This window comes from Bradyrhizobium sp. UFLA03-84 (assembly GCF_002289535.1).
GTDB classification, from domain to species: Bacteria; Pseudomonadota; Alphaproteobacteria; order Rhizobiales; family Xanthobacteraceae; genus Bradyrhizobium; species Bradyrhizobium viridifuturi.
In genome coordinates, this window is record NZ_NSJY01000008.1 from 20,990 (window position 1) to 35,803 (window position 14,814).

At 64.6% G+C, this 14,814-nt stretch carries 13 protein-coding genes; 11 read left to right on the forward strand and 2 right to left on the reverse strand.

The genetic code is table 11. From position 1 onward, the window contains the following. The first annotated feature begins 18 nt into the window (after positions 1 to 18). The 11 genes from zapE to CK489_RS09750 all read left to right on the forward strand — a co-directional run bounded on the left by zapE (position 19) and on the right by CK489_RS09750 (position 12,872). Positions 19 to 1,206: a cell division protein ZapE gene (gene zapE / locus CK489_RS09700; protein WP_095732154.1), complete on the forward strand. Its 1,188-nt coding sequence runs from the start codon at positions 19 to 21 to the stop codon at positions 1,204 to 1,206. 223 nt (positions 1,207 to 1,429) lie between these two features. Next, complete coding sequence (gene mdh, locus CK489_RS09705) at positions 1,430 to 2,398, forward strand: malate dehydrogenase (RefSeq protein ID WP_021078790.1); 969 nt, start codon at positions 1,430 to 1,432, stop codon at positions 2,396 to 2,398. A gap of 160 nt (positions 2,399 to 2,558) precedes the next feature. Then, complete coding sequence (sucC, locus tag CK489_RS09710; RefSeq protein WP_095732155.1) at positions 2,559 to 3,755, forward strand: ADP-forming succinate--CoA ligase subunit beta; 1,197 nt, start codon at positions 2,559 to 2,561, stop codon at positions 3,753 to 3,755. 2 nt (positions 3,756 to 3,757) lie between these two features. Next, positions 3,758 to 4,234, forward strand: a complete 477-nt coding sequence (locus CK489_RS09715) for a DUF1579 family protein (RefSeq protein WP_095732156.1) — start codon at positions 3,758 to 3,760, stop codon at positions 4,232 to 4,234. A gap of 30 nt (positions 4,235 to 4,264) precedes the next feature. Then, on the forward strand, positions 4,265 to 5,146 hold the full coding sequence (gene sucD, locus CK489_RS09720; protein WP_074125622.1) for a succinate--CoA ligase subunit alpha: 882 nt from the start codon (positions 4,265 to 4,267) through the stop codon (positions 5,144 to 5,146). A 257-nt stretch (positions 5,147 to 5,403) separates the two neighbouring features. Next, positions 5,404 to 8,364, forward strand: coding sequence for a 2-oxoglutarate dehydrogenase E1 component (locus CK489_RS09725; protein WP_050630448.1), 2,961 nt, complete (start codon positions 5,404 to 5,406; stop codon positions 8,362 to 8,364). 155 nt (positions 8,365 to 8,519) lie between these two features. After that, a complete protein-coding gene (gene odhB, locus CK489_RS09730) occupies positions 8,520 to 9,767 on the forward strand; it encodes a 2-oxoglutarate dehydrogenase complex dihydrolipoyllysine-residue succinyltransferase (protein ID WP_095732211.1) in 1,248 nt (415 codons plus the stop codon). 11 nt (positions 9,768 to 9,778) lie between these two features. Next, positions 9,779 to 10,009: a hypothetical protein gene (locus tag CK489_RS09735; protein ID WP_143278114.1), complete on the forward strand. Its 231-nt coding sequence runs from the start codon at positions 9,779 to 9,781 to the stop codon at positions 10,007 to 10,009. Positions 10,010 to 10,061: 52 nt separating this feature from the next. After that, the gene (locus tag CK489_RS09740) at positions 10,062 to 10,808 is read left to right on the forward strand and encodes an SDR family oxidoreductase (RefSeq protein ID WP_095732158.1); all 747 of its coding nucleotides are present in this window, start codon (positions 10,062 to 10,064) and stop codon (positions 10,806 to 10,808) included. Positions 10,809 to 10,892: 84 nt separating this feature from the next. Beyond that, a complete protein-coding gene (gene lpdA, locus CK489_RS09745) occupies positions 10,893 to 12,293 on the forward strand; it encodes a dihydrolipoyl dehydrogenase (protein ID WP_095732159.1) in 1,401 nt (466 codons plus the stop codon). 39 nt (positions 12,294 to 12,332) lie between these two features. Beyond that, on the forward strand, positions 12,333 to 12,872 hold the full coding sequence (locus CK489_RS09750) for a hypothetical protein (RefSeq protein ID WP_095732160.1): 540 nt from the start codon (positions 12,333 to 12,335) through the stop codon (positions 12,870 to 12,872). Between the two features lie 130 nt (positions 12,873 to 13,002). On the opposite strand, the gene CK489_RS09755 is transcribed toward CK489_RS09750, so the two are convergent. Further along, positions 13,003 to 13,593, reverse strand: coding sequence for a DUF4337 domain-containing protein (locus CK489_RS09755; protein WP_050630451.1), 591 nt, complete (start codon positions 13,591 to 13,593; stop codon positions 13,003 to 13,005). Between the two features lie 144 nt (positions 13,594 to 13,737). Then, on the reverse strand, positions 13,738 to 14,688 hold the full coding sequence (locus CK489_RS09760) for a tyrosine recombinase XerC (protein ID WP_502694111.1): 951 nt from the start codon (positions 14,686 to 14,688) through the stop codon (positions 13,738 to 13,740). Positions 14,689 to 14,814 lie beyond the last annotated feature (126 nt).

The following is a 14,814-nucleotide window of genomic DNA, read 5'->3' on the forward strand; positions in this document are numbered from 1 at the left end:
GGGCCGTAAGGTGGGCTCATGCTGTCCACCTCGCCGAGTTCCTTTCTCGAACACTACAACGCCCTGGTCGCCTCCGGTGCGATCGAGGCCGATCCCGCACAGGCCGCCGCCGCCGGAGCGTTCGGCGCGCTGGAGGAGCGGCTCGCGAGCTACAAGCCGCAGCGCAAGCAGGGCCTGTTCGGGCGGCTGTTCGGCGGCGACAAGGACGACAAGCCGCCGCGCGGCCTCTATGTCCATGGCGAGGTCGGCCGCGGCAAGACCATGCTGATGGATCTGTTCTTCCAGCAGAGCCCGGTCGAGCACAAGCGCCGCGCGCATTTCCACGAGTTCATGGCCGAGGCGCATGAGCGCATCTACGGTTATCGCCAGCAGATCGCGCGCGGCGAGATCGCCGACGGCGACGTGATCGCGCTCACCGCGCAGGCGATCTTCGACGAAGCCTGGCTGCTCTGCTTCGACGAATTCCACGTCACCGACATCGCCGATGCGATGATCCTTGGACGGCTGTTCGCAAAGCTGTTCGATCTCGGCACCGTCGTGGTCGCGACCTCGAACGTTGCGCCTGACGATCTCTACAAGGGGGGTCTCAATCGCGCGCTGTTCCTGCCGTTCATCGCGCAGATCTCAGACCACATGGACGTGCTGCGGCTCGATGCGCGCACCGACTTCCGGCTGGAGAAATTGTTCGGCGTCAAGATGTGGCTGGTGCCGGCGGATGCAGCGGCCGATGCCGAGCTCGATGCGGCCTGGCGCAAGATGACCGGCAACGCGCCGTGCAAGTCGCGCGACATCGCGATCAAGGGGCGCGTGCTGCACGTGCCGTGCTCCTCGCATGGCGTCGCGCGCTTCAGCTTTGCCGAACTCTGCGAGAAGCCGTTTGCCGCGTCGGACTATTTGAGGCTCGCGCACGACTACCATACGATCCTGGTCGACCACATTCCGGTGATGGATTACGCCGAGCGCAATGCCGCCAAGCGCTTCATCTCGCTGATCGACACGCTCTATGACAATGCCGTGAAGCTGATGGCCTCGGCCGAGGCCGATCCGGTGTCGCTGTACCTTGCGGACGAAGGCGTTGAGGCGATGGAGTTCAAGCGCACGTCCTCGCGCCTGATCGAGATGAGCTCGGAATCCTATCTGGCGCTACCGCACGGCCGGAAGGACTCCTCGGCCAGCGGCTCCTCGACCGGCCTGGTCGAGACCTGAACTCCAGGCTTGAAATTCGGTCTTGATGTTCGGTCTTGCGGGTGGCCCGGTTCGGCGCAACTTTTCGTGTCTCCGGGTGGATGTTGCTGGCATGCCTGACCGAATTGCAGGCACGGCCTGCAATCGGGCAGGCCCTGACTTGAATGGATCATTCGAAAGGGATAACCACCCTTGCAACCGACTTCCCTCTCCCTCCTGCACCAGTTCAAAGGACTGATTTCCCATGGCACGCGACAAGATTGCACTGATTGGCTCCGGACAGATCGGCGGAACGCTGGCGCACCTCGTTGGCCTCAAGGAGCTCGGAGACGTCGTGCTGTTCGACATCGCCGAGGGCGTGCCGCAGGGCAAGGCGCTCGACATCGCACAGTCGTCGCCGGTCGACGGCTTCGACTCCAATCTGGTCGGCGCAAATTCCTATGAAGCGCTCGACGGCGCCAAGGTCTGCATCGTCACCGCGGGCGTGCCGCGCAAGCCCGGCATGAGCCGCGACGATCTCCTGTCGATCAACCTCAAGGTCATGGAGCAAGTCGGCGCCGGCATCAAGAAGTACGCGCCCGACGCCTTCGTCATCTGCATCACCAACCCGCTCGATGCGATGGTGTGGGCGCTGCAGAAGGCCTCCGGCCTGCCGCACAAGAAGGTGGTCGGCATGGCCGGCGTGCTCGACTCCGCGCGCTTCCGCTATTTCCTGGCCGACGAATTCAACGTCTCGGTCGAAGACGTCACCGCCTTCGTGCTCGGCGGCCACGGCGACACCATGGTGCCGCTGACCCGCTACTCGACCGTTGCCGGCATTCCGCTGCCCGACCTCGTCAAGATGGGCTGGACCTCGCAGGCGCGCATCGACGAGATCGTCGATCGCACCCGCAACGGCGGCGCCGAGATCGTCAACCTGCTCAAGACCGGCTCGGCGTTCTACGCGCCGGCCGCGTCGGCGATCGCGATGGCCGAGAGCTATCTGAAGGACAAGAAGCGCGTGCTGCCCTGCGCCGCCTATCTCAACGGCGAGTACGGCGTGAAGGACATGTATGTCGGCGTACCCACCGTGATCGGCTCCAAGGGTGTCGAACGCGTGGTCGAGATCGAGCTGGCCGGCAAGGACCGCGAAGCCTTCGACAAGTCGGTCGGCGCGGTGCAGGGCCTGGTCGATGCTTGCAAGAAGATCGCGCCCGATTTGCTCGGCAAGTAATCTCAATCGGCAATGACCCGATAGGCGATACCAATCGCCTGTCGGGTGCAAGATGATGAAATTCTGGCGGATTTTGTAGTTGCGCGAGCCTTGGTATATGGTATGCCAGCGTCAGGGCTGACGAGAAGTTCGCCGTACGAGGGTTTGGGAGCGTCGTTCCATGAATATCCATGAATACCAGGCCAAGGCATTGCTGCATGAATTCGGCGTGCCGATCTCGCGCGGCGTTCCGGTGCTGAAGCCGGAAGAAGCCGACGCGGCGGCCAAGCAGCTTCCGGGTCCGATCTGGGTGGTGAAGAGCCAGATCCATGCCGGCGGCCGCGGCAAGGGCAAGTTCAAGGAAGCCTCCGCCGGCGACAAGGGCGGCGTCCGCATCGCCAAGTCGGTCGCCGAGGTCGACGAGTTCGCCAAGCAGATGCTCGGCGCGACGCTGGTCACGGTGCAGACCGGCCCGCACGGCAAGCAGGTCAACCGCCTCTACATCGAGGAAGGCTCCGACATCGACAAGGAGTTCTACCTCTCGCTCCTGGTCAATCGCGAGACCTCGGAAATCTCCTTCGTGGTGTCGACCGAAGGCGGCGTGAATATCGAGGACGTCGCGCATTCGACCCCGGAGAAGATCGTCTCCTTCTCGGTCGATCCCGCCACCGGCATCATGCCGCATCACGGCCGTACCGTCGCCAAGGCGCTGAAGCTGACCGGCGATCTCGCCAAGCAGGCCGAGAAGCTGACCGGCCAGCTCTACACGGCGTTCGCCGCCAAGGACATGGCGATGCTCGAGATCAACCCGCTGGTCGTCACCAAGCAGGGCCAGCTCCGCGTGCTCGACGCCAAGGTGTCGTTCGACAGCAACGCGCTCTACCGTCACCCTGACGTGGTCGCGCTGCGCGACGAGACCGAGGAAGACGCCAAGGAGATCGAGGCGTCGAAATACGATCTCAACTATGTCGCGCTCGACGGCACGATCGGCTGCATGGTCAACGGCGCTGGCCTCGCCATGGCGACGATGGACATCATCAAGCTGTACGGCATGGAGCCGGCGAACTTCCTCGATGTCGGCGGCGGCGCCAGCGTCGAGAAGGTCGCGGCCGCGTTCAAGATCATCACTGCCGATCCGAACGTGAAGGGCATCCTGGTCAACATCTTCGGTGGCATCATGAAGTGCGACGTGATCGCCGAGGGCGTGGTCGCCGCGGTTAAGCAGGTCGGCCTCAAGGTGCCGCTGGTGGTGCGCCTCGAAGGCACCAATGTCGAGCAGGGCAAGAAGATCATCCGCGACAGCGGTCTCAACGTTCTGCCTGCCGACAATCTCGATGACGCCGCACAGAAGATCGTGAAAGCCGTCAAGGGAGGCTAACGATGGCCGATCATCTCGACGCTCCGACCCCGCTGGACGAACACCGCAAGCTCGCGGCTTTCGCGGGCGAGTGGAACGGCGAAGAGATGGTCTTTCCGTCGCGCTGGGCCGCCGGCGGTCCAGCCACCTCGCATGTCGTTGCGCGCATCGCGCTCAACGGCTTCTATCTGATCCAGGACAGCGTGCAGACCCGCGACGGCAAGGAAAGCTTCGCCACCCACGGCGTCTTCACCTACGACCGCGACGATCGGGCCTACAAATTGTTCTGGCACGATTCACTCGGCTACTACCCGCCGTCGCCGGCTTCCGGCGGCTGGGCGGGCAAGTCGCTGATCCTGGTGCGCGGCTCGCTGCGCGGCAATGCCCGTCACGTCTACGAGGTCGTCGACGACAACACCTACAACATGAAGATCCAGTTCTCGCCTGACGCGGAAGGGTGGGCCGACGTGCTCACCGGCGTGTACCGGCGTATCCACTAAACCCTTCGTCTCGCGAAAGCATCTCGAACCATGTCCATTCTGATCGACAAGAACACCAAGGTCATCTGCCAGGGCTTCACCGGCAAGAACGGCACGTTCCATTCGGAAGCGGCGATCGCTTACGGCACCAAGATGGTCGGCGGCGTGGCGCCGGGCAAAGGCGGCTCGACCCATCTCAACCTGCCGGTGTTCGACACGGTCGCCGAGGCGCGCGAGAAGACCGGCGCCGACGCCAGCGTGGTCTATGTCCCGCCGCCGGGCGCGGCGGATGCGATCTGCGAGGCGATCGATGCGGAGATCCCGCTGATCGTCTGCATCACCGAGGGCATTCCGGTCCTCGACATGGTGCGCGTCAAGCGCTCGCTGTCCGGTTCGAAGTCGCGCCTGATCGGGCCGAACTGCCCCGGCGTGATGACCGCCGGCGAATGCAAGATCGGCATCATGCCGGCGAACATCTTCAAGCCCGGCTCGGTCGGCATCGTCTCCCGCTCCGGCACCCTGACCTATGAAGCCGTGTTCCAGACCACCCAGGAAGGCCTCGGCCAGACCACCGCGGTCGGCATCGGCGGCGACCCGGTCAAGGGCACCGAGTTCATCGACATGCTCGAGATGTTCCTGGCCGACGAGAAGACCAAGTCGATCGTCATGATCGGCGAGATCGGCGGCTCGGCCGAGGAAGATGCGGCCCAGTTCCTCAAGGACGAGGCCAAGCGCGGCCGCAAGAAGCCGATGGTCGGCTTCATCGCCGGTGTCACCGCACCTCCCGGCCGCCGCATGGGTCATGCCGGCGCGATCATCTCCGGCGGCAAGGGCGATGCCGGTTCCAAGACCGCGGCGATGGAAGCTGCCGGCATCAAGGTGTCGCCGTCCCCGGCGCGGCTCGGGCACACGCTCGCCGAGATGCTGAAGTAATTGTCGGCCGAGTTCCCTTAAGGGGTTATGGCGGTGTTTCCGGGCGGGTTCCGCCCCGGAAACACCGCCATTTTGTTTCGTTACCGCCCAACGGGCGGATCAATAAGTATTGAAAATATATTCATTTCTTGGTTCTTTTAGGCAGGAATATCCGACCTAGATAGGGTAAAGGATATCCATCCAGCCGGCGCTCTTCCCAGACCGGCACTTGCGCCGTCTCCTACGCGCGAACCGAAAAAAATCACCAGGACTGCCCCATGTCTCGCCAAGACGCGAACGCCGCTTTTGCACTCTCCTCATTCCTGCAGGGCACCAACGCCGCCTATATCGACGACCTCTACGCCCGCTACGAGCAGGACCCGTCGTCGGTCGACGCCGAGTGGCAGGATTTCTTCAAGAGCCTGAAGGACGCCCCGGCCGACGTCCAGAAGAACGCCGAGGGCGCCTCCTGGGGCCGCGCCAACTGGCCGGTGACACCGCGCGACGAACTGACCTCGGCGCTCGACGGCAACTGGGCCCAGGTCGAGAAGGCGGTCGGCAGCAAGCTGGCGGCCAAGGCGCAGGCCAAGGGCGCCGAACTGTCCGACGCCGACGTCCATCAGGCCACCCGTGATTCGGTTCGCGCGCTGATGCTGATCCGCGCCTACCGGATGCGCGGCCATTTCCACGCCAAGCTCGATCCGCTCGGCATCGAGGCGCCGCGCGACCGCGAGGAGCTCGATCCGCGCTCCTACGGTTTCACCGAGGCCGACTTCGACCGCAAGATCTTCCTCGACCACGTGCTCGGCCTCGAATACGGCACGCTGCGCGAGATCGTGCAGATCTGCGAACGCACCTACTGCCAGACGCTCGGCGTCGAGTTCATGCACATCTCCAACGCCGCGCAGAAGGCGTGGATCCAGGAACGCATCGAAGGTCCGGACAAGGAGATCAGCTTCACGCCGGAAGGCCGCCGCGCGATCCTCAACAAGCTGATCGAGGCCGACGGCTTCGAGAAATTCTGTGACACCAAGTTCACCGGCACCAAGCGCTTCGGCCTCGACGGCGGCGAATCGCTGATCCCGGCGCTCGAGCAGATCATCAAGCGCGGCGGCAATCTCGGCGTGAAGGAGATCGTGGTCGGCATGCCGCATCGCGGCCGCCTCAACGTGCTGACCCAGGTGATGGGCAAGCCGCATCGCGCGCTGTTCCACGAATTCAAGGGCGGTTCGGCCAACCCGGACTCGGTCGAGGGCTCCGGGGACGTCAAGTATCACCTCGGTGCGTCCTCGGACCGCGAGTTCGACGGCAATAACATCCATCTGTCGCTGACCGCAAACCCGTCGCATCTCGAGATCGTCGATCCCGTCGTGATGGGCAAGGTGCGCGCCAAGCAGGATCAGCACGGCGATCCGCCCGACATGCGCATCTCAGTGCTGCCGCTCCTGATGCACGGCGACGCGGCGTTCGCGGGCCAGGGCGTGGTGGCGGAATGCTTCAGCCTGTCCGACCTCAAGGGCTATCGTACCGGCGGCTCGCTGCACTTCATCGTCAACAACCAGATCGGCTTCACCACCTATCCGCGCTACTCGCGCTCGTCGCCCTATCCGTCCGACGTCGCGAAGATGATCGACGCGCCGATCTTCCACGTGAATGGCGACGATCCCGAGGCCGTGGTGTTCGCGGCCAAGGTCGCGATCGAGTTCCGGCAGAAATTCCACAAGCCGGTCGTCATCGACATGTTCTGCTACCGGCGTCACGGCCACAATGAGGGCGACGAGCCGGCGTTCACCCAGCCGGTGATGTACAAGCGCATCGCCTCGCACCCGACCACGTTGGAGATCTACGCCAAGCGGCTGGTCGCCGAAGGCGTGCTCACGGAGGGTGAGGTCGAGAAGGCCAAGGCCGACTGGCGCGCGCGCCTCGATGCCGAGTTCGAGGCCGGCGCCGGCTACAAGCCGAACAAGGCCGACTGGCTCGACGGCAAGTGGGCGGGCTTCAAGATCGCCGATCAGGAAGAGGATGCCCGCCGTGGCGTCACCGGCGTCGATGTCGCGGTGCTCAAGGATATCGGTCGCAAGATCACCAAGGTGCCGGACGGTTTCCGCGTCCACCGCACCATCCAGCGCTTCCTCGACAATCGCGCCAAGGCGATCGACAGCGGGATCGGGATCGACTGGGCGACTGGCGAGGCGCTGGCATTCTGCACGCTGCTGCAGGAAGGCCATCACGTGCGTCTGTCCGGCCAGGATTCCGAGCGCGGCACCTTCTCGCAGCGCCATTCGGTGCTGATCGACCAGGAGGACGAGAGCCGCTACACGCCGTTCAACCATCTCGGCGGCGAAGACACCGGCCACTACGAGGTCATCAACTCGCTGCTGTCGGAAGAGGCGGTGCTCGGCTTCGAGTACGGCTACTCGCTGGCCGAGCCGAATGCGCTGGCGCTCTGGGAAGCCCAGTTCGGCGACTTCGCCAACGGCGCCCAGGTGGTGTTCGACCAGTTCATCTCCTCGGGCGAACGCAAATGGCTGCGCATGTCGGGCCTCGTCTGCCTGCTGCCGCACGGCTATGAAGGGCAGGGACCGGAGCATTCCTCCGCGCGCCTCGAACGCTATCTGCAGATGTGCGCCGAGGACAACATGCAGGTGGTCAACCCGACCACGCCGGCGAACTACTTCCACGTGCTGCGGCGCCAGCTGCATCGCGAGATCCGCAAGCCGCTGATCCTGATGACGCCGAAGTCGCTGCTGCGCCACAAGCGCGCGGTGTCGCGGCTCGACGAGCTCGGCAAGAACGCGACGTTCCACCGCATCCTGTACGATGACGCGCAGATGCTGCCGGACGAGAAGATCAAGCTGCTGCCGGACGACAAGATCCGTCGCGTCGTGCTGTGCTCCGGCAAGGTCTATTACGACCTGTACGAGGAGCGCGAGAAGCGCGGCATCGACGACATCTATCTGATGCGCATCGAGCAGCTCTATCCGGTGCCGCTGAAGGCGCTGGTGCAGGAGTTCGGCCGCTTCAAGAATGCCGAGATGGTCTGGTGCCAGGAAGAGCCCCGTAACATGGGCTCCTGGCACTTCATCGAGCCCTATCTGGAGTGGGTGCTGAACCAGACCAACGCAGCCAACAAGCGTCCGCGCTATGCCGGCCGTCCGGCATCGGCGGCGACCGCCACCGGGTTGATGTCGAAACATCTCGCGCAGCTCAAGGCGCTGCTCGACGACGCACTGAACTAGCAATCTTCACTGAAGCCATGCCCCGCCTTGCGCGGGGCATCCGGTATCCCGCGTCATTCAGCGAAATGGCTGTCGTCACGGAATACCGGGTCGTCCGCTTTGGCGGATGGTGGCCGGAAAAATTTTTCGACCGCAAGGTTATCGAGGAAAAGACCATGACTGAAATTCGCGTTCCAACGCTCGGCGAATCCGTAACCGAGGCCACGATCGGCCGCTGGTTCAAGAAAGCTGGTGAGGCCGTTGCGGTGGACGAGCCGTTGGTGGAGCTGGAAACCGACAAGGTCACCATCGAGGTGCCCGCGCCGGTCGCCGGCACGCTCGGCGAGATCATCGCCAAGGACGGCGAGACCGTCGCCGTCGGCGCGCTGCTCGGCCAGATCAATGACGGCGCCGTCGCCGCCAAGCCCGCTGCCGCGGCTGCCGCTCCCGCCAAGGCCGCAGCGCCGGCGCCTGCCGCCGCTCCCGCAGCGGCCCCGGCTGCCCCCAAAGTGCCGCCGGCGGATGCGCCGCTCGCGCCCTCGGTGCGCAAGCTGTCCGCCGAGAGCGGCGTCGACGCCTCGACCGTTCCGGGCTCGGGCAAGGACGGCCGCGTCACCAAGGGCGACATGCTGGCCGCGATCGAGAAGGCCGCCTCGGCGCCGACTCCGGTCAACCAGCCGGCCGCCGCGGTGCAGGTGCGTGCGCCGTCGCCGGCGGACGACGCCGCGCGCGAGGAGCGCGTGAAGATGACCCGGCTGCGCCAGACCATCGCGCGCCGCCTCAAGGACGTGCAGAACACCGCCGCGATGCTGACCACCTTCAACGAGGTCGACATGACCGAGGTGATGAAGCTGCGCGCGCTCTACAAGGATACGTTCGAGAAGAAGCACGGCTCGAAGCTCGGCTTCATGGGCTTCTTCACCAAGGCGGTCGTGCAGGGCCTGAAGGACATTCCGGCCGTCAACGCCGAGATCGACGGTTCCGACCTGATCTACAAGAACTACTACCACATCGGCGTTGCCGTCGGCACCGACCGCGGCCTGGTGGTGCCCGTGGTGCGCGACTGCGATCACAAGTCGATTGCCGAGATCGAGAAGTCGATCGCCGATTACGGCCGCCGTGCCCGCGACGGCCAGCTCAAGATCGACGAGATGCAGGGCGGCACCTTCACCATCACCAATGGCGGCATCTACGGCTCGCTGATGTCGACGCCGATCCTCAACGCGCCGCAATCCGGCATCCTCGGCATGCACAAGATCCAGGAGCGGCCGATGGTGGTCGGCGGCAAGATCGAAGTGCGGCCGATGATGTATCTGGCGCTGTCCTACGATCACCGCGTGATCGACGGCAAGGAAGCGGTCACCTTCCTGGTGCGCGTCAAGGAGAGCCTGGAGGATCCGGCCCGCCTGGTGCTGGACCTGTAAGGGAGGGGTTGGTGGAGCCGTCGCTTGCAGAGGCGCTGATTTCCTTTGTGCCATTCCTGCTGACCACCTTTATTTTCTTCCTCTTCGCGATTCCGATCAGTCGCAGGAAGGGTAAGGGTACAGGCTTTGCCTTTTGGTGTCTGATTCCAATCTTCACGCCCTTCATTCTGTTCTATCTGGTGAGTCTGACGGACAAGTCTGTATTGGATCGGTTGGCCGCACTTGAGGGTAAGTCTTCGTAGTGCGGCGGGCTCGAACGGGCCTTCATCGGATGAACTTGTGGGGAATGATGTGATGGACAAGGTTGTGATCGTCACCGGCGGTAGCCGCGGCATCGGCCGCGCCACCGCGCTTGCTGCTGCCGCGCGCGGCTATCGCGTTGTCGTCGGCTACGCCACGAACCAGGCTGCGGCCAATGAAGTCGTCGACGCGATCGAGGCCAGCAACGGCAAGGCGATCGCGGTGAAATGTGACGTCGGCAGCGAACAGGACATCCTTGCCCTGTTCAAGGCCGCCGATGGCTTCGGCACGCTCGGTGCGCTGGTCAACAATGCCGGCATCGTCGGCAAAAGTGGTGTGCGCGTCGACGAAATGTCGGCCGAGCGCATCCAGCAGATGATGGCGGTCAACGTCACCGGCAGCATCCTGTGCGCGCGCGAGGCGGTGAAGCGGATGTCGACCAAGCACGGCGGCAAGGGCGGCGTCATCGTCAACCTGTCCTCGGTCGCGGCGAAGCTCGGCGCGCCCAACACCTATGTCGATTACGCCGCCTCCAAGGGCGCGATCGATTCCTTCACGGTCGGCCTCGGCTACGAGGTCGCGGGCGAAGGCATCCGCGTCGCCGGCATCCGGCCCGGGCTGATCGACACCGACATCCATGCCGCCGGCGGCGAGCCCGATCGCGCGCACCGGCTCGCCCATATGGTGCCGATGAAGCGCGTCGGTACCGCGGATGAGATCGCCAACGCCATCGTCTGGCTGATCTCGGACGAGGCGTCCTACGTCACCAGCGCGATCCTCGACGTATCGGGCGGTCGCTAGAACACGATCAAGCAGCGGGAAGCGGTCTTCCGATCCGATTGTGCCCGCCCAACTGTCACAGAGCTTAGCTACAGGACCTCAATCATGGCTTCTTACGATCTCGTCGTCATCGGCACCGGCCCCGGCGGTTACGTCTGCGCGATCCGCGCGGCGCAGCTCGGCATGAAGGTCGCCGTCGTCGAGAAGAATGCGACGCTGGGCGGCACCTGCCTCAATGTCGGCTGCATGCCGTCGAAGGCGCTGCTGCACGCCTCCGAGATGTTCGAGGAAGCCGGGCACTCCTTCGCCAAGATGGGCGTCAGCGTCCCGGCGCCGAAGCTCGATCTGCCGGCGATGATGAACTTCAAGCAGCAGGGCATCGACGGCAACGTCAAGGGCGTCGAGTTCCTGATGAAGAAGAACAAGATCGACGTGCTCAAGGGCACCGGCAAGATCCTCGGTGCCGGCAAGGTCGAGGTCTCCGGTGACGGCAAGTCCGAGACCGTCGAGGCCAAGAACATCGTGATCGCCACCGGCTCGGACATCGCGCGGCTGAAGGGCATCGAGATCGACGAGAAGCGCATCGTGTCGTCGACCGGCGCACTGTCGCTGGAGAAGGTGCCCGGCAGCCTGCTGATCGTCGGCGCCGGCGTGATCGGCCTCGAGCTCGGTTCGGTCTGGCATCGTCTCGGCGCCAAGGTCACCGTGGTGGAATTCCTCGACCGCATCCTGCCCGGCATGGACGGTGAGGTGGCGAAGCAATTCCAGCGCATCCTCGAAAAGCAGGGCTTTGCCTTCAGGCTCGGCGCCAAGGTCACCTCGGTCGACACCTCGGGCAAGACGCTGCAGGCCAAGGTCGAGCCGGCCGCCGGCGGCGCCGCCGAGACCATCGAGGCCGACGTCGTGCTCGTCTGCATCGGCCGCGTGCCCTACACCGAGGGCCTCGGGCTGAAGGAAGCCGGCGTTGCGCTCGACAATCGCGGCCGTGTCGAGATCGATTCGCACTTCTCGACCAATGTGAAGGGCATCTACGCGATCGGCGACGTCGTGGCCGGGCCGATGCTGGCGCACAAGGCGGAAGACGAGGGCGTTGCCTGCGCCGAAATCATCGCGGGCCAGGCCGGCCACGTGAACTACGACGTCATTCCAGGTGTTGTGTATACCACGCCGGAAGTGTCGTCGGTCGGCAAGACCGAGGAAGACCTCAAGCAGGCCGGCGTCGCTTATACCGTCGGCAAATTCCCGTTCACCGCGAACGGCCGCTCCAAGGTCAATCAGACCACCGACGGCTTCGTGAAGGTTCTCGCAGATGCGAAGACCGATCGGGTGCTCGGCGTCCACATTGTCGGCATCGAGGCCGGCGAAATGATCCACGAAGCCTGCGTTCTGATGGAATTCGGCGGTTCGGCCGAGGATCTGGCCCGCACCTGCCACGCCCATCCGACCCGCTCCGAGGCGATCAAGGAAGCCGCGCTTGCGGTAGGCAAACGCGCCATCCATATGTGATGATCGAATATCCGGCGTGAGCCGGTTGAGATCATAGCGATGTTGCGCCGACTGCTTCAGCCGTTCTGGGTCCTGCTTGCGATCATCTTCCTGATCGAGGCCTGGCTGTGGGACCACCTCGAGCCGATCGTGGCCCGGGCGGTGGCGTGGATTCCCCTGCGGGCGCTCAAGCAATGGCTTGCCGACCGGGTCGATTCGCTGTCGCCGGCGATGACGCTGATCGTCTTCGTCGTGCCGTTGATCCCGCTGTTTCCGCTCAAGCTGGTCGGGCTCTGGCTGCTGGCGAACCAATATTGGTTCAGCGCAGTCTCGCTGATCCTGTTCGCCAAATTCCTCGGCGTCGGCGTCACGGCCTTCCTGTTCGACGTGACGCGGTCGAAGCTCTTGGAGATGCCCTGGTTCGAGGCGCTCTATAATTACGTGATGGCGCTACGGGCCAAGGCCAACGCGCTGGTCGACCCGATCAAGCGGCGCATCCGCGAGATGATCGCTGGCGACGGGGAGGGCTGGACCGCCCGCACGCTGCGCCTGATCGCGCGCTTCCGTAAGAGCGTGCACCAGACCAGCAAGGTGCTTTAATCGGGGCTGTATATTCCGCCATTGCGAGTAGCGATAGCGACGAAGCAATCCATGCTTCCGCGTATGCTGATGGATGGATTGCTTCGCTTCGCTCGCAATGACGGGATTAGTGAGGCGCCCGCCAGCTCTCTCAATGCAGATGCAGCAGATGCGGCTGGAACAGGCCGAGCAAGGTCATCGCGACGCCGGCGAGCGTCACCAGGCCGGACACCCAGGCCAGCGCGGCGATGCCGGTGATGATGGTCGCGGACGCCAGCACGATCGCGATCTGGAAGGCCGCGGAAGCGAGCTCGAAGTGGTGGTATTTCGCGGTCGCCTCGTCGCGCTCGTGCTCGGCGTGCTTGGCGCGTTCGGAGAGTTGCTCCGAGCCCTCGCCGGTCTCCGGCTCCGAGCGATAGCGCGCCGCGGTCTTCTGCCAGTCGTCGATCTGCTTCTGCAGTGCGGCCTTGGCCGCCTCGTCGGTGGTGGTCGCGAGGTTCAGCTTGCCCTGTTCGGCCGCGGTCTGCACCGCGGTGCGGCGGATGCTCTTGGCCTGGAAGAAGGCCCAGAGGTTCGAGGCCTCGACATTCTTGCTGATCGATTCGGTCTGGGCGCCCTTGCCGAGGGTCTCCGACAGTGCCAGGCACAGCGCGATCACGGCGATCAGGAGCGCGATCTTCTTGTTCTCGCCCGACGCATGCTCGGCATGCTCCGCGTGCTCCATACTTTCATGTGCGCTCATGATTCCCCTCCGATGAGACTGTGCCACGATTGCCGAATGCGGTGCACAAGGCAAGGGCCGGCAGTTTGTGGTTAGCCGTATGAAGATGAACGCAGCATGACGGCGCGCCGAATCCGGTGTCTGGTCTGGACCGGGGTCCGCCGTTCAGCCGCGCGGATGCGCGGAGCGATAGACTTCGAGCAGGCGCTCGCTATCGATGCCGGTATAGATCTGCGTGGTCGACAGCGAGGCGTGGCCGAGTAATTCCTGGATCGCGCGCAGGTCGCCGCCGCGGCTCAGCAGATGAGTCGCGAAGGAGTGCCGCAACGCGTGCGGCGTTGCGCTGTCCGGCAGGCCGAGCGCGCCGCGCAGCCGCTCCATGGTGAGCTGGATGATGCGCGGGCTCAGGGGACCGCCGCGCGCGCCGACGAACATCGGTCCGGTGGGGCTGAGCTGATGCGGGCAGATCGCCGCATAGTCCGCGATCAATTGCAGCACGTTGTGCAGCACCGGCACCATGCGGGTCTTGTTGCCCTTGCCGGTCACGACCAGTACGTCGCCTTCGCCCGGCTTCGGCACGTCGCGGCGCTTCAGGCCGAGCGCCTCGGAGATGCGCAGGCCCGAGCCGTAGAGCAGCGCCATCACGGCGGCGTCGCGCACCAGGATCCAGGTCTCGCGTTCCTCGCCGGCACGCTCGTCTGCGTCGGCGAAGCGCTTCGCTGCTTCCATGTGGATCGGCTTCGGCAGGCTCTTCGCAACCTTGGGCGCGCGGATCGCCGAAAGGGCGCCGACCTTGCCGTTGCCTTCGCGTTCCAGGAAGCGTCCGAACGAGCGTAGGCCCGCCAGCGCTCGCATCAGCGATCGCCCGCCGATCTCGTCCGCGCGGCGCATCGCCATGAAGGCTCTGACATCGCTCGCCTCGAGTGCGGCGAAGGCCGCAAGCGTCACGCGCGCGCCCCAGTGTTCGGCGAGGAAGGCCAGGCATTGCCGCACGTCGCGGGCGTAGGCCTCGAGCGTCTTTGGCGACAACCGCCGCTCCGCGCGCAGATGCGACAGCCAGCGCGTCATCTCCTGCGTGACCGACGCGTCAGCGCAGTCGAGCTCGAGCGGTTGCATGGGCTGATCGGTCCGGGCCATCTGGTAAGGGCTATTGGCGCTGCGATTCTCCTGATTATATCGCACTGCCTTCGTTTACCGATCGCTAAGACCGCATGGCGGTGACAGAGCGTTTTCGAGCCAAGT